We start from the raw sequence: 18749 nt of genomic DNA, 5'->3' as shown, positions 1-18749 counted from the left end.
CTTAATCCTATTTGCCCAGCTCGGCCCTAACCTTTTTTACCTCAGCCGCGGTAACCAGGCTGCTGTTATTACCAAAATTATTGCGGATATAGGTAAGTACCGCAGCGATATCAGCATCGCTTAAAAAATTATGCTTGGGCATGGCGCTGTTGTAAGGCCTGTTTTTCACTTTGATAGGGCCATCCAGGCCGTTAAGCAGTACCCTTATAGCGAGGTCTTTTTCCATAAACTTACCACCGGTTACCCATTCCGATCCGCTAAGCGGCGGGATCATATTACCATCGCCCCGGCCGTTTTTTTGGTGACAGTTGGCACAATAGGTATTGTAAATTTTAGCGCCACCTTTGAGCATGCCGGTTTGCAAATCGCTCTTTAAAACATCGGGCAACCTGAAACCCGGAAGTTTTTTACGGAGCTCCATTTTGGCAAGTTCGGCCTTGCCAAACCCGGCTTTGTTACCCGTGTAGGAAATTTTCCAGATCTTTCCTTCCTCTGTTTCGCTGATGTATAAGGAGCCATCCGGCCCCATGGCCAGCCCCATTGGCCGGTAAGCCGCGTCACTTACGCTTACTACCGTGTTTTTTCCGGTAAAGCCATCGGCAAAAATTTCCCATTGCCCAAAAGGTTTGCCGTTTTTAAAGGGTACAAAGCATACAAAAAAGCCAGCCTGTGGGTAAGGCGATCTGTTGGTTGAACCATGAAAAGCAATAAAAGCCCCGTTTTTATATCTTGCCGGGAACTGATCACCGGTATAAAAAAACAGGTCGTTGGGGGCCCAGTGCGCGGGGAAAGCCATGATAGGCTGGGTGTATTTAGCGCCGTTGCCGGCTTTTATGCCATCGCCGCCATATTCGGGGTTCAGAAGTTTTTTCTTTTTAATGGGATCATAATAGTAGTAGGGCCAGCCTACATCAGTGCCCTTTTTTACTTTTATAAACTCTTCAGCAGGCAGCACCGCGCTTTGCCAGGCGCTGAATATTTTAGGAAACTGCAGACGCAGGTCGTCGCGGCCATGGGCCACCACGTACAGGCAATTGTCGGCAGTATTCCAGTCCATAGCAACAACGCTGCGCATACCTGTGGCATAGCGGATCCCATCAGCCTGTACTTGATTAGGTTTAGCCTCATCAAATTGCCAGATGCCCCCATATTGCTGCAGCAAGGGGCAACTCTTGATCCCTTTTGAACCGGGCACCCTGTTTTGCTCCTGGCAGGCGTTTGAGGGTGCGCCAAATGCCACGTACATGTGCCCGGCATTATCAAAGGCCAATGGCTTAGCGTCATGCTCATGCGGGGCGGTAGCATCATGTAAAATCAATTCGAGCGGGGCATCGGGTACCAATGTTTGCGGATTTAATTTGGTTCGATAAACATTTACCTCCGAGCTGAAGTACAGGTATCCTTTATGTACGCGCATGCCTGTACCATAGGGGCCTTTATCTTCGTAATTGGCAAACTTTTTAATGATGTCTGCCCGGCCATCGCCGTTAGTATCACGCAGGGCAACGTTGCCGCCGATAGAATCGGGGAAGCGGAGTTTTACATAAACATCGCCATTGGTGTTCACCGCGATATGACGTGCGCGGCCTTCCAAACTATCTACCACCACAACCGCTTTAAATTTGCCGGGCAGGAATAAGCCGCCATTGGTGGTGTCAGCAGCAGGCGGTACAGTGTTATGGCCTATATTTTTAAAACTGATAATCAACAGTGCACACAGCACCAGCATCACGCCGGTCAGAGTTTTTTTGCTTTTCATTTGAGACGAACAGGTTATCTAAATGCAGGATTGGTATTAAACGGCAATGTCCTGCTATAAAAGCGATTTTGCAGGTAAATGTTTAGGAAGATTCATTTTTATTGCCTGAGAGACTAAATATTATAACATGGGCCGGATGTAAGGATATCATATTATCCCAAAAAGTCCTATCTTTTCAACAAAACAAAAGATCCATGCCCGAAACACATCCCGAAAAAAACAAATTAGGCCTGTGGACCAGTACTTCGCTGGTGATTGGCAATATGATTGGCGCAGGTATTTTCCTGATGCCGGCGGCTATGGCTTCGTTCGGGAGTATTGGTTTGCTGGGCTGGGTGTTCTCGGCAATAGGCTCGTTCTTTTTAGCCCGGGTTTTCAGTAACCTGAGCAAGCTGTTGCCCCATGCTACCGGCGGGCCGTATGCCTACACCCGTGACGGGCTGGGCGATTTTATTGGATTTTTAGTGGCCTGGGGATATTACCTTGCTGTGGCCTGCGCCAACGCGGCCATTACTATTTCGTTTGTGAGCGCCTTAAGTACCTTTTTTCCAATATTGGGAAGCAGCAGTGTTATTGCTGTGATTACCGGTTTATGTTCTATCTGGTTATTAGCTTATATCAATACATTGGGCGTCGTTACCGGCGGCAAGCTGCAATTGGTTACCACCATTTTAAAGGTGTTACCACTGTTGCTGGTAGCTATCGGCGGTTTGTTTTTCATTAAGGCGGCCAACTTTAAACCTTTTAACGCCAGCGGGACAGGCATAGTCAGCGCCCTGCAGGCAACCGCTACCATGACTATGTTTGCGTTTATTGGTATTGAAAGCGCCACCGTACCGTCGGGCAGCGTGGCCAATCCCGAAAAAACAGTGGCCAGGGCAACCATGCTGGGGCTGCTCATCACCACCTTTATCTATATACTGGGGAGTGTAAGCGTTATCGGTATTATCCCGGCGGCGCAGCTGCAAAAATCACTTACGCCCTATGCCGATACCGCGGTGATCATCTACGGCAGCAGCGCCCGCTACTGGGTAAGCGCAGGTATTGCCATCGCCGCTTTCGGCTCGCTGAACGGCTGGACGTTATTGCAGGGGCAAGTGCCTTATGCCATTTCAAAAGATCAACTTTTCCCGCCGATATTCAGCCGCACTAATAAAAAGGGTGTACCTTATATGGGTATTATCATCAGCAGTATCATGGTATCACTGTTCATGACCATGAATTATACCAAAGGCCTGGTAACACAATTTAAATTCCTGCTGCTGCTTTCGCTGTTGAGCGTTTTGATCCCCTATTTGTTATCGGCAGCGGCTTACCTGGTTATCCGGGTACGAAAAAGCCCAAAGGCAGGGGGCTGGGCCGGAGCTATAGCACTGGCTATGCTGGCTTTTGCCTATGCGCTTTGGGCTATTGCGGGAGCCGGGCAGGAAGCTGTATATTACGGCTTTTTACTGCTGATGGCCGGGATCCCGTTTTATGTTTGGGCCGCATTCACAAAAAATGCGAATTAGTTTTTCTTAAATATTATAAGGCCCCTGCCTTGATCTCGTCAACTACTGCCGGATCAAGCAAGGTACTGGTATCGCCCAGGTTTGAGGTATCACCTTCGGCTATCTTGCGCAAAATGCGGCGCATGATCTTGCCCGAACGGGTTTTTGGCAAGCCGGTTACAAACTGGATCTTATCCGGTTTGGCTATCGGGCCAATGATACGTGATACCGTCATGATGATATCCTTGCGGGTAATGTCCTCATCGCCATGCTTATCGGGGCTCACCACATAGGCATAAACACCCTGGCCTTTAATATCGTGCGGATAGCCAACCACCGCCGATTCAACTACGCTACTATGCATGTTGATGGCATTCTCCACTTCTGCAGTGCCTATACGGTGACCGGATACGTTCAGTACGTCATCCACGCGACCGGTAATGCGGTAATAGCCATCCTCATCGCGCAGACAGCCATCGCCGGTGAAATACATGTTTTCGTAAGTGGCGAAGTAAGTGGTGCGGCAGCGCTCATGATCGCCATACGTAGTGCGCAGCATGCCCGGCCACGGAAATTTGATACACAGGTTGCCGCTTACACCGTTGCCTTCAATCACTTTGCCGTTTTCGTCAACCAACACGGGTTGCACACCTGGTAACGGTAAGGTAGCATACCCCGGTTTGGTTGGGGTAATGCCGGCGATAGGAGAAATCATGATACCGCCATTTTCGGTTTGCCACCAGGTGTCAACAATCGGGCAGCGGTTTTTGCCGATATTGTCATCAAACCAATGCCATGCTTCTTCATTGATAGGCTCACCTACGGAGCCCAATTTTTTAAGCGAGCTCAGGTCTTTATTATTTACGTTATCCAGCCCGAAACTCATCAGTGAGCGGATAGCTGTTGGCGCGGTATATAATATGTTTACTTTGAATTTATCCACAATCTCCCAGAAACGACCGCAATCAGGATAAGTTGGGATCCCTTCGAACATCAGCGTGGTAGCCCCCTGCGAAAGCGGGCCATATACGATATAAGAGTGACCGGTGATCCAGCCGATATCGGCAGTACAGAAATATACCTCGCCCTGGTTGTACTGGAATACGTTGGCAAAAGTATAACCTGTATAAACCATATAGCCGCCGCAGGTATGTACCACCCCTTTGGGTTTACCCGTTGAGCCAGATGTGTACAGGATGAAGAGCATATCTTCAGCATCCATTACTTCGGCAGGGCAGCTTGGGTTACCTTGTGTTTCCACTTTTTTGATCTCGTCTTCCCACCAAACATCGCGGCCTTTGATCATGGATACCGGCGTGCGGCTGCGGGTAAGCACAATAACTTTTTTAACCGAGCGGCATTGTACCAAAGCATCATCAATCACAGTTTTGAGCGGCACTTCCTTGTTGCCGCGTTTACCGCCATCGCAGGTGATCACGATGTTGCATTCGGCATCATTGATCCTATCGGCAATGGACTGTGCAGAAAAACCACCAAACACTACTGAGTGGATAGCACCGATACGCGCACAAGCCAAAACAGCAATAGCCAGCTCGGGGATCATGGGCATATAAATACAAACACGATCACCTTTTTTTGCACCGTTGTTTTTAAGTACGTTGGCAAACTGGCAAACCTTATCATGCAACTGGCGGTATGTTAAAATGCGGTGATCCTCTTCCGGGTCGTTAGGTTCCCAGATGATGGCCGGTTTATCGCCAAGAGTTTCGAGGTGACGGTCGAGGCAGTTTTCGGTTATATTGAGTTTTGCACCCTGGAACCATTTGATCTTAGGCTCCTTAAAGTTCCAGTCCAGTACGGTGTCCCACTTTTTTTGCCATAAAAAATTATCGGCAATGCCGGCCCAAAACTGCTCGGGCTGCTCAACACTTTGCTGGTAAACTTTTTTGTACTCTTCAAATGATGTAATTTTCATCGGTTGGTTGTTTGGTTGATGAAGCTGTTCCGGGTTTAAATTGTTTGTTTTTTTGTTGCCCCGCACCAGTTTCATGCTGGTTTAAATGGTGGGCGTAATTTAATAATTTATGTGTGATGTATATATTAAAATTCTTACTTTTTAAAATATTTTAAAAAGTAAGAATTGGACGATTGCAGGCTTTAGATTTTGGTATTGTTATTGGTTTGTGCAGGAGGCGCGTTAGGGATAGAAGTGGAAAGCCCGCAGCGAACGAGGGGGAGCGTAGGGGCCAAGCGAGGACTTGCAACGGATAGCCCGGGCCGCAGGCAACGCCCATGTTATAAACCCGATTGGGAGGCCATCTCCTTGCATTGGATACCCGAGGTGTGGGGCGCCGATATATCCGGCATGGCTTCCTGTTTTGATTGGCTAATAATACACAACCGAATATGCTATGATAATGCGCGCAGCCGCCTAAAATTTTGTTACTTTTGCTCATATTGCTATACTAATTTATGAGCGAAGAAAGATCACTGAACTTTATAGAGGAAATTGTTGAAGAAGATTTGGCTGCCGGTAAAAACGACAACCGTGTACTTACCCGTTTCCCGCCCGAACCTAATGGTTACCTGCATATTGGTCATGCCAAATCAATTTGTCTTAACTTTGGTTTGGCAAAAAAATATAATGGCCTTACCAACCTCCGTTTTGACGATACCAACCCCGTTAAGGAGGATATTGAATATGTTGACAGCATTAAGGAAGATGTAAAATGGCTTGGCTTTGATTGGGCTAATGAGCTTTATGCTTCTGATTATTTCGATCAGCTGTATGCCTTTGCCGTTGAACTGATCAAAAATAACCTGGCCTATGTTGATGACAGCACAGCCGAAGAAATAGCCGCCCAGAAAGGTACACCTACCGAACCAGGCACGCCAAACCAATACCGCAGTCGCTCAGTAGAAGAAAACCTGCAGCTGTTTGCCGATATGAAAGATGGCAAATACCCCGACGGCGCGAAAGTACTGCGTGCAAAGGTTGACCTGGCATCGCCCAACATGCACCTGCGCGACCCATTGATGTACCGTATTAAACACGCTCATCACCATCGTACAGGCGATAAATGGTGTATTTACCCCATGTATGATTTTGCTCACGGGCAATCGGATGCTATTGAAGAGATCACACACTCTATCTGTACGCTGGAGTTTGTACCTCACCGTCCATTGTACGATTGGTTTATTGAAAAACTGAATATTTTCCCGTCAAAACAATACGAGTTTGCCCGCTTAAACCTTAACTATACGGTAATGAGCAAACGCAAATTGCTGCAACTGGTTAACGAAAACTATGTTGATGGCTGGGACGATCCACGTATGCCTACCATCAGTGGTTTACGCCGCCGTGGTTATACCCCTGCTTCTATCCGTGAATTTTGCGAGCGTATTGGCGTTGCCAAACGCGAAAACATGATAGATGTCGGCTTGCTGGAATTTTGTATCCGCGAAGACCTGAACAAAACCGCATGGCGCCGTATGGCTGTGCTTGATCCGGTTAAGCTGATCCTGGATAATTATCCCGAAGGCGGAACCGAAGTGATGCATGGCGAAAATAACCCCGAAGTTGAAGGCGGTGACGGCGGCAGGGATATCCCTTTCGGCCGTGAGTTGTGGATAGAGCGTGAGGACTTTATGGAGGTTGCGCCTAAAAAATTCTTCCGCCTGGGTATCGGGCTGATGGTTCGCCTAAAAAATGCTTATATCATTAAAGGCGAAAGCATTGTTAAAGATGCTGATGGTAACATCACCGAGATCCATTGCAGCTACCTGCCCGAATCAAAATCAGGCCATGATACCAGCGGCATTAATGTAAAAGGCACCATCCACTGGGTGAGTGTTGAACACGCCAAAACTGCCGAGGTGAGGTTATACGACCGTTTATTCCAGGTTGAAGACCCTTCAAATGAGGACGGCGACTTTAAAGATTATATCAACCCTAACAGCCTGCATGTATTGCCAACAGTATATATTGAACCAGACCTGGTTAACGCCGAATTGGGCAAGCCGGTTCAGTTTATGCGTAAAGGCTATTTTACTTTAGATAAAAACTCGACTGATGATAAACTGGTGTTTAACCGCACCGTTACATTGAAGGACGGTTGGGGTAAAAAGTAAGCTCTCGCCCCCCGGCCCCTAAAGGGGGAGTTTGAAAATTTTAAAGCGGGTTGAGCCAAAGGCTCAACCCGCTTTTTTTAATTCCTGATCTTCGTTAGCATTATGAAGTTTTAATTCCCTCCCTCGGGAGGGGTGCGGCGGCGGTGCGTAGTGGCAGGGAGGGGTTAGGCACCTTGCAAAATCAACACTTATCGATGAAACCCCTCCCTACACCCTCCCAGGGGAGGGAATCGCACAATCCCCCGCTTTTATTCTTACAAACGCTTGTCGTTACACCACGACGGCATAGCTTTAAGCTTTCTGCATTCCGCTTTTAGCTTCTATTCTCCTTTAAATTCAGCCTTCCGTTTTTCCATAAAGGCTGCTACGCCTTCTTTAAAATCTTTTGTGCCGAAGCATTTGCCAAACTCGGCTATTTCGGTTTCATAGCCGTTAACGCCATCGGTATAAGCGGCATTGATACTGCGGATGGCTGCCGCGAGGGCTAAAGGGGCACGGGATAATATTTTATTCAGGATTTCTTCGGCTTTAGTTAATAGTTCTTCGGGGTTAACTACGTGGGTAACCAGGCCATATTGCAGGGCATCACCCGCGGTGATCATATCTGCGGTCAGGATCATTTCCATCGCTTTGCCTTTACCAACCAGTTGGGTAAGGCGCTGTGTACCCCCATAACCGGGGATCAGCCCTAAAGTTACTTCAGGCAGGCCCATTTTAGCATTGTCAGATGCTATGCGGATGTGGCAGGCCATGGCCAGTTCGAGCCCACCGCCCAAAGCAAACCCATTTACCGCTGCTATTACAGGCTTGCTGCCGTTAGCTATTAAATCAAAAACTGCGGTGTGGCCAGTACGCGAAAGCTGCATGCCGCCACTGGTATCTAAGGCTGCAAACTCACTGATATCAGCCCCGGCAACAAATGCTTTTGGTCCGGCTCCGGTAATGATGATCCCACCTACCTCCGGATTTTGGAAAGCTTCGGTAAAAGCGCTGTGCAGTTCGGCCAGCGTATCTTTATTAAGAGCGTTCAGTTTGCTTTCGCGATTAATAGTGATTTGTTGAACGCGGCCCTTGTTTGTTATCAGTAAATTTTGAAATTCCATAGGTATTAGAAATTGCGGTGTTCATGTACCCAACCGGTTATATATTTTACAATATCCTGCGTACTGGTGCCGGGCGGAAAAAGCTCGCCAACGCCCAGTTTTTGCAACTCGAGCATATCTTCATGCGGAATAATACCACCGCCGGTAACCAAAACATCATCCATTTTTTTCTCTTTAATAAGATTAATGATGCGCGGAAATACCGTCATGTGCGCGCCCGAAAGTATAGAAATGCCAATGGCGTCCACATCCTCCTGCAGGGCAGTGTTCACCACCATTTCGGGGGTTTGGCGTAGCCCGGTATAAATAACTTCCATACCTGCATCGCGCAGCGAAGTGGCAATAATGCGCGCACCGCGGTCATGGCCATCGAGCCCTACTTTGGCAACTAAAACACGGATTGGTCGGTTAAAGGTATTACTCATGAATAACCTATTGGTTTTTGTAAAAGTAATAAGAAAATTATGGAAGTTTATTTATGTTTCATGCAATGTAGGGAAACCTCATAATTCGATCCGTTTTACCAATTTTATATTAAAAAATTTCTACACAAATGCTTTACAAGCTCTCCACAATTAATCGAATTACACGAATATAAAATTGATTCAATTCGTGTAATTCGATTAATACGTAAAAATTAGTGTAAAATTTTTCATTTATTATTTTTCAATCCGCATGTGGTTAAAAGCGATTGCCCTGTCTCACAAAGGCGCTAAGAAGCAATTTATTATTGTTTAATAGCTGGTGACTTCAAAAAGGCCGGACCCCTCCATAAAGAAGAGCCCGGCAGATATAGTGATTAGGATTAGGCCAAGTTTAACGGTGCTATCTTTAAATAAATTTGCTTTAAGGTTTTTCATATTTTATAAATTAAAAGCACTTTGTATTTCAAAGTTTGTAGATAAAAAAAATTACAGTTTTTGTTGTTTGATCAAATTTTCGAGGGCAAGGAGGTGCAATTTGAAGGCGGCCCGGCCTTTTTCGGATGCCAGGTAACGTGTATTGGGTTTGCGGCCGATGAAAGTTTTCTCCACCTGGATGTATTCTTCCTTCTCCAGCGCTTTCAGGTGCGATGCCAGGTTACCGTCGGTAAGGTTAAGCAATTCTTTAAGCGAGTTAAAGTCGTAGCTTTCATTAGCAACCAATACGCTCATGATTTGCAGGCGGATGCGGTTTTCAAAGGCTTTATCAAACTGATCTAATGATATCTTCACTTATCGTATCTAAAATGCATTACTGTACCATAAATAATGTGGAGCAGACCGAAACCCACACTCCAGAAAATTAAGCCGTAACCCGGCATTACAGCACACAGCAAACCTAATAAAATCTCCAATATCCCCAAGCTTCTAATCCCCGAATATGTATAATGGCTGCCTGCAACTAACGACATGCCATAAAATATCAATGTAGCAGGCGCTACAACACCATAATAACCGCGATAAACAAGTATAATAGTAAATAAACCGCCGCTTACCAATGGGATTGCCATATTAATGAGCAAGCGTTTGCTGCCGGCGCTCCAAAATGGCTGACCGTTTTTTTTAGCTTTGCGTACCGATAACCAGATCCCCGTGCCAATGGACAGTACAAGCACCGCAATTGCCACGATAAATAATTTTATGATCAGCAATTCTTCATTGTAAGTATGGCGCTCCCTGAGGGTAGTATACTCGCCCTGCAGCAAACTGTATCCTATGCCGGCGCCGGCGAAGGCATAGATACCCGCCATCACACCCGAAAGGCCGCTAAGCGAAATAAACTTGGCCGAACGTTCCATCAGGTCGCGGATGGAACTTAACTCTGCATGAATATCTTGTTCTTTCATCAAAAGTACTTTGTTGTTCAAAGTTAAATATAAGATTTGATTTTGCAAGAGAGGGATTGAGTTTTCTCAAATTATTTGCATCGCGCATAGTTAACTCACCCGGTCTACGCTTCGCTGGAACACCCTCTCTTCGCCTTTGGCGGAAAGAGGGCAGGGAAAAAAAACCTCTTTACGCTTGCGTAGAGAGGGGTGACAAGCGCAGCGATGTCGGGGTGAGTTAATACAATGAGTTGTTTTAACTTTAATTTTCAGTATTTATTGAAAGTTTAAAATATATTGTATATTTGTTTCAGAAAACACTGAAAATTATGAAAACGCTCAAGAACCACATGATCCTGTTTGATGCAGAATGCCCCATGTGCCGTGCTTATACCGGTGCCTTTGTAAAAGCAGGGATGCTTGATGCTGATGGCCGCGCTGCGTACCAGGAAGCACATGCGGGTACCTGCCCTGTTTATGACAGGCAACGGGCTGTTAACGAAATAGCCTTAATTAACCTGAAAAGCGGCGAGGTTACCTACGGCGTTAAAAGCCTTTTCAAAATAATTGCCAATACCTGGCCTGTATTTACTCCCTTATTTGCTTTTAAACCATTCATCTGGCTCATGAGCAAGGTTTATGCTTTTATATCATACAACAGGAGGGTAATTATCCCTGCTGCCGAAACCGGCTTCGAATACCAGCCTACGTTTAAGCTGCATTATCGTTTATTGTATTTGCTTTTCACCTGGTTTTGTACCGGTTTTATCTTAACAGCTTACGCACATCTGCTTACTGGGATTGTTCCTTTAGGCAGCCCATACCGTGAGTACCTGATCTGCGGCGGACAGATCCTTTTTCAGGGAGCAGCTATATGCAGTTTTGACCGCCGTAACCTGTGGACCTACCTCGGCAACATGATGACCATCTCTTTTGCCGGCAGCTTATTACTGCTGATGGGGTTGGTTGTAAATCATTTTTTTCAATTCGGTCCGCTGATTTACACCCTGTATTTTATGGCAGTAGCGGGATTGATGTTCCTTGAACATATCCGCCGTACCAAATTGCTTGGGCTTGGCTGGGTACTTACCGTTACCTGGGTAACTTATCGTATCGTTTTATTATTACTTATTTTAAACCTTAACTGATCATGAAAGCTTATAAAAAAATCGTACTGGCCGGCGGCAACGGTTATCTCGGTACCGTGCTGGCCAAATACTACCGCGATTTGGCAGACGAGGTGATCATCCTGGCCCGCAAACAAAAACCTGTTGATGGCAATGTACATACCGCTGTTTGGGATGGTGAAACCGAAGGGGGGTGGACGGTTCACCTTGCCGGTGCCGATATGCTGATTAACCTGTGCGGCAAAAATGTAAACTGCCGCTATACCGAAAAGAACAAGCGGGAGATCATCCGTTCAAGGGTGGTACCTACCGAACTATTAGGCAGGGTGATCCATAAGATGGAAAACCCACCAAAAGTTTGGATCAATGTAACTTCTGCCACCATTTACCGCCATGCCGAAGACCGTCCGCAGGATGAGGATACCGGTGAGATTGGTTATGGCTTTTCTATTGATGTTTGCAACATCTGGGAAAACACTTTCTTTAAAACAGATACGCCCCATACCCGTAAAATTGCCCTGCGCATGGGCATTGTGTTAGGCCGAAGCGACAGTGTTTTTCCGCGGTTGCTTAACCTGGTTAGGTTTGGCCTCGGCGGCAAACAAGGCGATGGGCAGCAATACATAGCCTGGGTGCATGAGCATGATGTAGCCCGGAGCACCCAATGGCTGTTAGACCACCCCGAATTAAATGGCATATTTAACTGCACTGCTCCCGAAAGCATAAGAAACACCGATATGATGCATATCATCCGGCGGGCCTATGGCGCACCATTCGGCTTGCCCGCACCGCAGTGGCTGCTGGAAGTCGGCGCCATGGTAATCGGCACCGAAACCGAACTGATATTAAAAAGCCGCTGGGTAATGCCCAAACGCTTATTGGATAGCGGGTTTATATTTCAATACCCAAAAGCGGAGCATGCGGTACATGATATTTTGAGCATCACAGGGTAGGTTAATCAACTATTAGCTTGCCGTGTTGCACTTCTTCAACACTGATGCTGTAGGGAGTTTGGACTTTAAATAGCGAAACTTAATAAGCAGGTATTGGTAAGAATAGTTTTTACTATGAACTAAAACTACTTCAGCCCCTGATATACTTCGCTATCCAAAGTCGGAGACTTCAGCAGCGCTACCATTGCTGAAACATTTAGGGCTATGAACCATCAACTATGATCCATGAACTAAACATTACTTGAGCCAGTGATACACAATAAAGCTCGCCGTATAAGCCAGCGCGGTCATATAGGCAAACTGGGCAGCGGGCCAGCGCCAGTCTTTGGTTTCGCGGTAAACAACGGCCACTGTACTGGCACATTGCATGGCGAAGGCATAAAACATCATGAGGGAGAAAGCCACCGCTAAGGTAAACACCGGCTCTCCGGTTTGCGGATTTTTAGCCTCGTGCATTTTTTGCTGAACCGATTGCATCTTATCGGCATCACCCTCCACGCTGTAAATGGTGGCCATGGTGCCCACAAATACCTCGCGGGCAGCAAAGGAGCTGATGAGTGCTATCCCTATCTTCCAATCGAAGCCAAGGGGTTTAATAACGGGTTCAATAACATGGCCAAATACGCCGGCGTATGAGTTTTCCAGTTTTTCGGATGCGATAACTTTGCTGAGGCTATCCGGTGTCATGGTTTTGGTATATTGAGGCTGGGCGTATTGTTTATCTATCTGGGCAAACCTGTCGCCGGGGCCGTATGATTTCATTACCCACAGGATCACCGAAACCGCAATGATTACTTTACCGGCCTGCAGTACGAACGTTTTTGAACGGTCATACATCGTAAAGATCACGTTTTTCCACCTTGGCATCCGGTAAACGGGCAATTCCATAATAAAGTAACCGCGTTCGCGGGCTTTGAGGATAAACTTCATCACAAACGCCACAATAACCGCCGAAAAGATGCTGAGCACATACATGGCAGTAAGCGCCAGCCCTTGCAGGTTAAAGATCCACCACACGTTGCGGTTGGGTACAACCAATGCAATCAGTAGGGTATAAACAGGCAGGCGGGCTGAGCAGGCTACCAGGGGGGTAACCATAATGGTGATCATCCTGTCCTTCCAGTTTTCGATAGTCCGGGTGCTCATGATAGAAGGCACCGCGCAGGCGAAACCGCCGATAAGGGGTACTACTGATTTGCCGTTAAGCCCTACCTTGCGCATCACCTTGTCCATCATAAAAGTAACGCGCGACATATAGCCTGTATCTTCCAAAATGGAGATGAGCGCGAACAGGATGGCGATCTGCGGGATAAATACCAATACCCCACTCAGGCCGGCGAGCACACCATCAATGATCAAACTACTCAGCGGACCGGCAGGCAGTATTTTAGCAGCACCGGCCTGCAGCCAGATGAACAGGTCTTCGATGAGCGACATCGGGTATTCCGACCATGAGAAAATAGCCTGGAAAATAAAAAGTAAAATGGCGAAGAAGATCACAAAGCCAAATACTTTATGGGTAAGGATCTTATCTATCTTGTTGCTTATGGTTTCGTCGTGCGCTGTTTCAGCTTTTTTAACCGTATCGTAAAGGAGGTCGTTGATGAAGTTGTAACGGGCGATGGTTTCTGTAGCCTGCGCCTTTTGCGAGTGGAAAGAATGCTCCTGCTCCAGTTGTTCAATCCGGTCGCTCTCGGCTGCTGAAAGGTAGCTCAGCGTTTCGTGCTGGTGGGCAAGCTGCAAGGCAATATATGGATTTTCAACTTGCATCTCCCCTTTTATTTGCGCTATGATGCCCGGGGCAATGCTTTCGATATCAATGGTATCCTGTTGCAATGGTACGCTGTTGGCAAAAGCTATGGCGCTTTTTAGTTTGTCAATGCCTGTATTTTTCCTGGCGGAGATAGGGACTACCGGAACGCCCAGTTTTTGGGCAAAAAGATCAATATTGATTTTGATGCCCGCCTTGTCCGACACATCTACCATGTTGAGCGCTACCACTACGGGGATCTTGAGGTCCGCGACCTGGGTATAAAGCAGCAGGTTGCGTTTTAAATTGGATGCGTCGAGGATCACCACAACCAGATCGGGCACCATGCCTTTTGATTTATCGGCCAGTACCGAAAATACGATGGATTCGTCTTTACTTTTGGGATAGATGCTGTAAGTACCCGGAAGGTCAATTATTTCGGCCGTGCGGCCGTCAGGCAGTTGGCAAAAGCCTGTTTTTTTATCAACAGTAACCCCCGGAAAGTTCCCGATTTTTTGATTTAACCCGGTTAATATATTAAAGAGAGTTGATTTACCGGTATTTGGATTTCCTACAAGTGCAACTCTTATATTGGTTTTCAACGCTTACAAACTACTGCAAAATGATGGTGGATGCTTCAAACCTGCGTAAGCTAAGCTGGTAGCCTGATACGCTGATGGCAATAGGATCGCCAAGAGGGGCGATGCGCGAAATGCGAACCTCTTCGCCGGGTAAACAGCCCATCTCCATCAGTTTTACTGACATTTCAAGATCGGTAAATTCCTTTACAATACCAGTTTCGCCTATTTCCAGTTGTGACAGCTTCATCATTTATAATATAAAACGTAGCAAATGTAAGCTTATTTATATTAAATCCAAATAAGATTTGCTATGATGTGCAGATTTTAAATGTGCAGGTGATTTTTGATTTGTAAATGACAATTCGAGATGCAGTTGTGAGGATTTAGATCTGCAGATTCCGGATCGGCAAAGCATATATTGGGTGCCTTCACTGACACAATTATGTCAGTGTTCAATTTTTAAAAAGGGGGTGTTCAACGTTTAATTTCTAAAAAATGCAAGTAGCTGATTATCAATGATGATGTGTTCATGTTGGGTACTTTGCTAATAGTTAGCAAAATTAAGTAGCTGATTATCAGTGGTGTTTTTTTTGAAAATAATGGCAAGTGTTTACACTTTAAAAAATTGAACACCCGCAAATTGAATAGTAAATGTGCTTTGCTAATATAGATTTACCTGGCTAAGCCATCATTTGCACATCTGCACATCTGGAGTCGGCTGATTTAATTTTCCCGAAATGCGGACAGCCGCAATCCTTATGAAAAATACCGCATGATGAACCGGCTGTTAACAGCAGCGCTCCCAATAAAATGACCAGTTTATTTTTTTTCATTTTTTTCCAATTGCCTCAACAGTTAGCATTACACTAAAAATCCCCATACAAGCTCCAAGCACATCGCAAAAAAGATCGTTCCAGTCGCCGCTGCGCCAGGTAAAAACAGATGCCTGCAGCACTTCAATAAGCCCCCCGAAAAATACGCTGGTTGCCCATATCACGAATGCCCCTGTATACGTAATCTGCCGTGGTTTTTGTTGCCTTATAACGCCAAAGCAAACCAATACAATAAGGGTGAAAAATAAACCGCAGTGCGTGAGTTTATCAAAGCCCCTAAAAAACAGCGGGGATTTATCAACAGAATCAAGATGTACCGAGCAAATAATTAAAACAAATAAGGCCCACAAAATAGCGGGCCCATGATATTTTAAAAACAGCTTCATCTTATACGCCGATAACCGTTTTATAATCGCCGGCAGATAAAAGTGAGTCAGCATCGGCAGCATCAGCTACGGTGATCTTTACCATCCAGCCTTCGCCATATGGGTCGGTGTTAACCAGTTCGGGTTGGTTATTTAATGCCGGGTTAACTTCGGTTACGGTGCCGGCAACAGGCATAAACAGGTCTGATACCGTTTTTACTGCTTCAACGGTGCCAAAAACTTCGTCTTTAGCAACCTCTTTACCTAATGAAGTAATATCAACATACACAATGTCGCCCAGTTCACTTTGAGCAAATTCGGTGATGCCTACGGTAGCTACATTGCCTTCAACCTTAATCCACTCGTGGTCTTTGGTGTATTTTAATTCAGCCGGAAAATTCATGTCGTTAAATTTTGTGTGCTCAAAAATAGTAAAACTTTGGCTTTCGCAATTATTGATATGTAAATTATAAAATCATCATTTTCTATATGGCATAGTGATGATTTATCGGCGATAAATTTGCAATTAAAACTTTCTTTCAGCAGATGCCATCCAATCCTCCAGGGCCTTCCGTTGGTCTGCGTTGTTTTGCAGCCACTTTGCTCCCGCTGTTTTATCGGCGCTTAAGCCAATTAATTTAACCGCCGTTGAAAAGCTTTGAGATTGGGACAGTTTATAGAAAAAAGCTGCATAGTAATTCCAAAAGAAGGTTTGTCTGCCCGGCTTTTCACCAAGTTTGCCAACGGCCGTAAAAATGTTTTTCAACTGGGTTTCCAGCTGACCGCCAGAAACCGAAACGGCGGTGCTTAGGGTTTTATTGAGTAACAGGGTTTCCGGATCAGCTTTAGCTGCTTTCAGGTCGCCGCCTTTTAGTAAACTTTGCAGGTTGGTATAGGCTTCATCTGCACGGGGCCCTTCCGGGTCAAGTAAAAGGAAACTACACAAACCCATTAATGCCGGTACCCTTTTGTTTTGGTGGAAAGTAACCAGTCCGTATAAGCGTTGGCTATTAGCATGTTTAGGATCGAGTTTAATGGCTTCAATGGCAGCCAGCTCGGCATCGGCATATTTTTGCGCGCGGAAATAGGCTATCCCCAGGTTAAAATACAGCGGCTGATACCCCGGCTTCAATTTAATCCCCTCTTTATAGGCGTCGATGGCCTGTTGGGGTTGACGTGCAGTATCATAAATGCTGCCCATTAATTCATAAGCAGGCCCAGTTAGGTCGCCACCTGTTTTTATCACTTTGTTGAGATAAGGCACCGCTTCCGTACCCTTGCCTGATGCAGCAAGGCTGAAGGCCAGCTGATAGTTGGCCTGCGCGTTATCTGGCTCGGCGGCAAGTGCCTCTTTATATTTTTCAATAGCCGCCGAATAATTTTTATCGCTGTTAAGCCTGATGCCTTCCTTAATAATACTATTGACATCTGTATTTTGAGCATGCGCCAACCCTGTGCTAAGCACGAGAGCTATAATAAACAAGCCTTTTTTCAACAAAATCATACTTAAACATACTAATTGTGCTAACTAACAGAAAATTTTAAAACTTTAATCAATACCTGCTGTATAATTTCTAATTTTCGCATTCGTTTAGTGTGAGATAAATTGATTTATGAGATTAGTGTACAAAAGCCTGGTAGTGTTTGCTGCCCCCCTGTTACTGTTAGCCTGTTCATCCAAAAATAAAAACAAAGACCAATCGCAATCGCAGGTTGCCGCCAGGCCGCTTGATACCACGGCATTGCTGGCCTACAATCCTAAAAATGCTGATAAAAAGATAGACGCCGTAATGCAGGAGCTGCATCGTACCCGCGGTTTTAACGGTAATGTGCTGGTGGCAAAAAAAGGAAAAATAGTTTATGAAAAAGCCATTGGCTGGGCCGACTACCTGCATCGCGACAGCCTGAAAATCGGTTCGCAATTTGAGCTGGCTTCGGTAACTAAAACTATGACATCAACCGCCATCCTCCTGCTGATGGAACGCGGCAAATTGAAGCTTGACGATGACGTTAAAAAGTTTTTCCCTGATTTTCCATACGATGGTGTAACTATTCGCTTGTTACTTACGCACCGCTCGGGTATGATGAATTATGTATATTTTATCGACGATATTTACCGGAAAAATCACCTAAACCAACGCAAAGGGCTTACCAATGCTGAGGCTATGAAAATGATTGCCGATTATAAGCCAACGCGCTTCAACGAGCCCAATAAGCGTTTCCTGTATAACAACTCCAACTTTATGGTGCTTGGTTCCATCATTGAAAAAGTGAGCGGAATGAGCTATGCCCAATTTATGCAGGAAAATGTGTTTAAACCAGCCAGTATGGCACATACCCATGTTTACTCAAAAGCGGTTTATGATAAAATCCCGGTTGATGTAGTTGGGCACGACCGCGGCCAGTGGCGTTATTCGGTAGTGCAGAACTTTTTGGACGGCCCGGTGGGTGATAAAGGCATTTACAGCACGGTTGGTGACCTGTTCCTGTTTGATCGTGCCCTGCGTGCGGGGTTGTTATTAAAACCGGCTACGCTTGATTCGGCCTACGTGCCGCGCAACCCGATGGTGCACGGGCATTTCAACTACGGCTACGGCTGGCGTACATTTACAGCACCCGGCGAGGAGGTAATTTATCATACCGGCTGGTGGCATGGGTTCAGGCATATTTACCTGCGGGATATGAAACACGACATTACCATAGTATTGCTTACCAACCTGGCCAACGGCAGTTTATTAAAGCTCGATGACTTGTTTAAAGCTGCTGGCATGCCTATTGTACGTAAAAGTGCATACAATGGTAATGGAGATACCAGTGATGATTAATTTTTTTGGTGAATGGTTTATTGAGTTGATTTGGTGAGTGGTTTTAATAAACCGATTGATCACC

17 protein-coding genes are annotated in these 18749 nt (G+C 45.9%); 5 read left to right on the top strand and 12 right to left on the bottom strand.

Features of this window, described 5'->3' with window-relative positions:
• Window positions 1–7 precede the first annotated feature (7 nt).
• Window positions 8–1759: a PQQ-dependent sugar dehydrogenase gene (locus ACEN82_RS24290; protein ID WP_413321544.1), complete on the bottom strand. Its 1752-nt coding sequence runs from the start codon at window positions 1757–1759 to the stop codon at window positions 8–10.
• A gap of 194 nt (window positions 1760–1953) precedes the next feature.
• On the opposite strand from ACEN82_RS24290, the gene ACEN82_RS24285 reads away from it, so the two are divergent.
• Window positions 1954–3270, top strand: coding sequence for an amino acid permease (locus ACEN82_RS24285; RefSeq protein WP_090532403.1), 1317 nt, complete (start codon window positions 1954–1956; stop codon window positions 3268–3270).
• Window positions 3271–3283: 13 nt separating this feature from the next.
• Here the strand turns inward: ACEN82_RS24285 and acs are convergent, their stop codons facing one another.
• Window positions 3284–5185, bottom strand: coding sequence for an acetate--CoA ligase (gene acs / locus ACEN82_RS24280; protein WP_090532845.1), 1902 nt, complete (start codon window positions 5183–5185; stop codon window positions 3284–3286).
• Window positions 5186–5682: 497 nt separating this feature from the next.
• Here acs and ACEN82_RS24275 point away from each other — a divergent pair, with 497 nt between their 5' ends.
• Window positions 5683–7341, top strand: coding sequence for a glutamine--tRNA ligase/YqeY domain fusion protein (locus ACEN82_RS24275; RefSeq protein WP_413321545.1), 1659 nt, complete (start codon window positions 5683–5685; stop codon window positions 7339–7341).
• Between the two features lie 320 nt (window positions 7342–7661).
• Here the strand turns inward: ACEN82_RS24275 and ACEN82_RS24270 are convergent, their stop codons facing one another.
• The 4 genes from ACEN82_RS24270 to ACEN82_RS24255 form a co-directional block, all read right to left on the bottom strand.
• On the bottom strand, window positions 7662–8444 hold the full coding sequence (locus tag ACEN82_RS24270; RefSeq protein ID WP_413321546.1) for an enoyl-CoA hydratase/isomerase family protein: 783 nt from the start codon (window positions 8442–8444) through the stop codon (window positions 7662–7664).
• Window positions 8445–8449: 5 nt separating this feature from the next.
• Window positions 8450–8869 carry a cobalamin B12-binding domain-containing protein gene (locus ACEN82_RS24265; RefSeq protein WP_091166978.1) on the bottom strand — a complete coding sequence of 140 codons (420 nt, stop codon included), beginning with the start codon at window positions 8867–8869 and terminating at the stop codon, window positions 8450–8452.
• A 486-nt stretch (window positions 8870–9355) separates the two neighbouring features.
• Complete coding sequence (locus ACEN82_RS24260) at window positions 9356–9658, bottom strand: winged helix-turn-helix domain-containing protein (protein WP_091166986.1); 303 nt, start codon at window positions 9656–9658, stop codon at window positions 9356–9358.
• Window positions 9655–10272 carry a hypothetical protein gene (locus ACEN82_RS24255; RefSeq protein ID WP_413321547.1) on the bottom strand — a complete coding sequence of 206 codons (618 nt, stop codon included), beginning with the start codon at window positions 10270–10272 and terminating at the stop codon, window positions 9655–9657. Before ACEN82_RS24255 ends, ACEN82_RS24260 begins: the two co-directional genes overlap by 4 nt.
• 308 nt (window positions 10273–10580) lie before the next feature.
• On the opposite strand from ACEN82_RS24255, the gene ACEN82_RS24250 reads away from it, so the two are divergent.
• Together ACEN82_RS24250 and ACEN82_RS24245 are read left to right on the top strand one after the other, a co-directional pair.
• A complete protein-coding gene (locus ACEN82_RS24250) occupies window positions 10581–11399 on the top strand; it encodes a DCC1-like thiol-disulfide oxidoreductase family protein (protein ID WP_413321548.1) in 819 nt (272 codons plus the stop codon).
• 2 nt (window positions 11400–11401) lie between these two features.
• Window positions 11402–12331, top strand: coding sequence for a TIGR01777 family oxidoreductase (locus ACEN82_RS24245; RefSeq protein WP_413321549.1), 930 nt, complete (start codon window positions 11402–11404; stop codon window positions 12329–12331).
• A 237-nt stretch (window positions 12332–12568) separates the two neighbouring features.
• Here the strand turns inward: ACEN82_RS24245 and feoB are convergent, their stop codons facing one another.
• The 6 genes from feoB to ACEN82_RS24215 form a co-directional block, all read right to left on the bottom strand.
• Window positions 12569–14683, bottom strand: coding sequence for a ferrous iron transport protein B (feoB, locus tag ACEN82_RS24240; protein ID WP_413321550.1), 2115 nt, complete (start codon window positions 14681–14683; stop codon window positions 12569–12571).
• Between the two features lie 10 nt (window positions 14684–14693).
• The gene (locus ACEN82_RS24235) at window positions 14694–14909 is read right to left on the bottom strand and encodes a FeoA family protein (protein WP_090532383.1); all 216 of its coding nucleotides are present in this window, start codon (window positions 14907–14909) and stop codon (window positions 14694–14696) included.
• Between the two features lie 433 nt (window positions 14910–15342).
• Window positions 15343–15495, bottom strand: a complete 153-nt coding sequence (locus ACEN82_RS24230) for a hypothetical protein (protein WP_413321551.1) — start codon at window positions 15493–15495, stop codon at window positions 15343–15345.
• Window positions 15492–15881, bottom strand: coding sequence for a VanZ family protein (locus tag ACEN82_RS24225; RefSeq protein ID WP_413321552.1), 390 nt, complete (start codon window positions 15879–15881; stop codon window positions 15492–15494). Before ACEN82_RS24225 ends, ACEN82_RS24230 begins: the two co-directional genes overlap by 4 nt.
• Window position 15882: 1 nt before the next feature.
• Window positions 15883–16263, bottom strand: a complete 381-nt coding sequence (gene gcvH, locus ACEN82_RS24220; protein ID WP_090532379.1) for a glycine cleavage system protein GcvH — start codon at window positions 16261–16263, stop codon at window positions 15883–15885.
• A gap of 123 nt (window positions 16264–16386) precedes the next feature.
• On the bottom strand, window positions 16387–17364 hold the full coding sequence (locus ACEN82_RS24215; RefSeq protein WP_413321553.1) for a tetratricopeptide repeat protein: 978 nt from the start codon (window positions 17362–17364) through the stop codon (window positions 16387–16389).
• Between the two features lie 109 nt (window positions 17365–17473).
• Between ACEN82_RS24215 and ACEN82_RS24210 the strand changes: the two genes are divergently transcribed.
• A complete protein-coding gene (locus ACEN82_RS24210; RefSeq protein ID WP_129568956.1) occupies window positions 17474–18685 on the top strand; it encodes a serine hydrolase domain-containing protein in 1212 nt (403 codons plus the stop codon).
• Window positions 18686–18749 lie beyond the last annotated feature (64 nt).

It is taken from the genome of Mucilaginibacter sp. Mucisp73 (genome assembly GCF_059491465.1).
The sequence above is the reverse complement of the archived record's forward strand: the minus strand, read 5'-3'. Positions and strand labels throughout refer to the sequence as shown.

Bases quoted from the DNA above. Each gene is read 5' to 3' on its own strand.
- ACEN82_RS24290 (WP_413321544.1), bottom strand. From the start codon at position 1,759: ATGAAAAGCAAAAAAACTCTGACCGGCGTGATGCTGGTGCTGTGTGCA.
- ACEN82_RS24285 (WP_090532403.1), top strand. From the start codon at position 1,954: ATGCCCGAAACACATCCCGAAAAAAACAAATTAGGCCTGTGGACCAGT.
- acs (WP_090532845.1), bottom strand. From the start codon at position 5,185: ATGAAAATTACATCATTTGAAGAGTACAAAAAAGTTTACCAGCAAAGT.
- ACEN82_RS24275 (WP_413321545.1), top strand. From the start codon at position 5,683: ATGAGCGAAGAAAGATCACTGAACTTTATAGAGGAAATTGTTGAAGAA.
- ACEN82_RS24270 (WP_413321546.1), bottom strand. From the start codon at position 8,444: ATGGAATTTCAAAATTTACTGATAACAAACAAGGGCCGCGTTCAACAA.
- ACEN82_RS24265 (WP_091166978.1), bottom strand. From the start codon at position 8,869: ATGAGTAATACCTTTAACCGACCAATCCGTGTTTTAGTTGCCAAAGTA.
- ACEN82_RS24255 (WP_413321547.1), bottom strand. From the start codon at position 10,272: ATGAAAGAACAAGATATTCATGCAGAGTTAAGTTCCATCCGCGACCTG.
- ACEN82_RS24250 (WP_413321548.1), top strand. From the start codon at position 10,581: ATGAAAACGCTCAAGAACCACATGATCCTGTTTGATGCAGAATGCCCC.
- ACEN82_RS24245 (WP_413321549.1), top strand. From the start codon at position 11,402: ATGAAAGCTTATAAAAAAATCGTACTGGCCGGCGGCAACGGTTATCTC.
- ACEN82_RS24235 (WP_090532383.1), bottom strand. From the start codon at position 14,909: ATGAAGCTGTCACAACTGGAAATAGGCGAAACTGGTATTGTAAAGGAA.
- ACEN82_RS24230 (WP_413321551.1), bottom strand. From the start codon at position 15,495: ATGAAAAAAAATAAACTGGTCATTTTATTGGGAGCGCTGCTGTTAACA.
- ACEN82_RS24225 (WP_413321552.1), bottom strand. From the start codon at position 15,881: ATGAAGCTGTTTTTAAAATATCATGGGCCCGCTATTTTGTGGGCCTTA.
- gcvH (WP_090532379.1), bottom strand. From the start codon at position 16,263: ATGAATTTTCCGGCTGAATTAAAATACACCAAAGACCACGAGTGGATT.
- ACEN82_RS24215 (WP_413321553.1), bottom strand. From the start codon at position 17,364: ATGATTTTGTTGAAAAAAGGCTTGTTTATTATAGCTCTCGTGCTTAGC.
- ACEN82_RS24210 (WP_129568956.1), top strand. From the start codon at position 17,474: ATGAGATTAGTGTACAAAAGCCTGGTAGTGTTTGCTGCCCCCCTGTTA.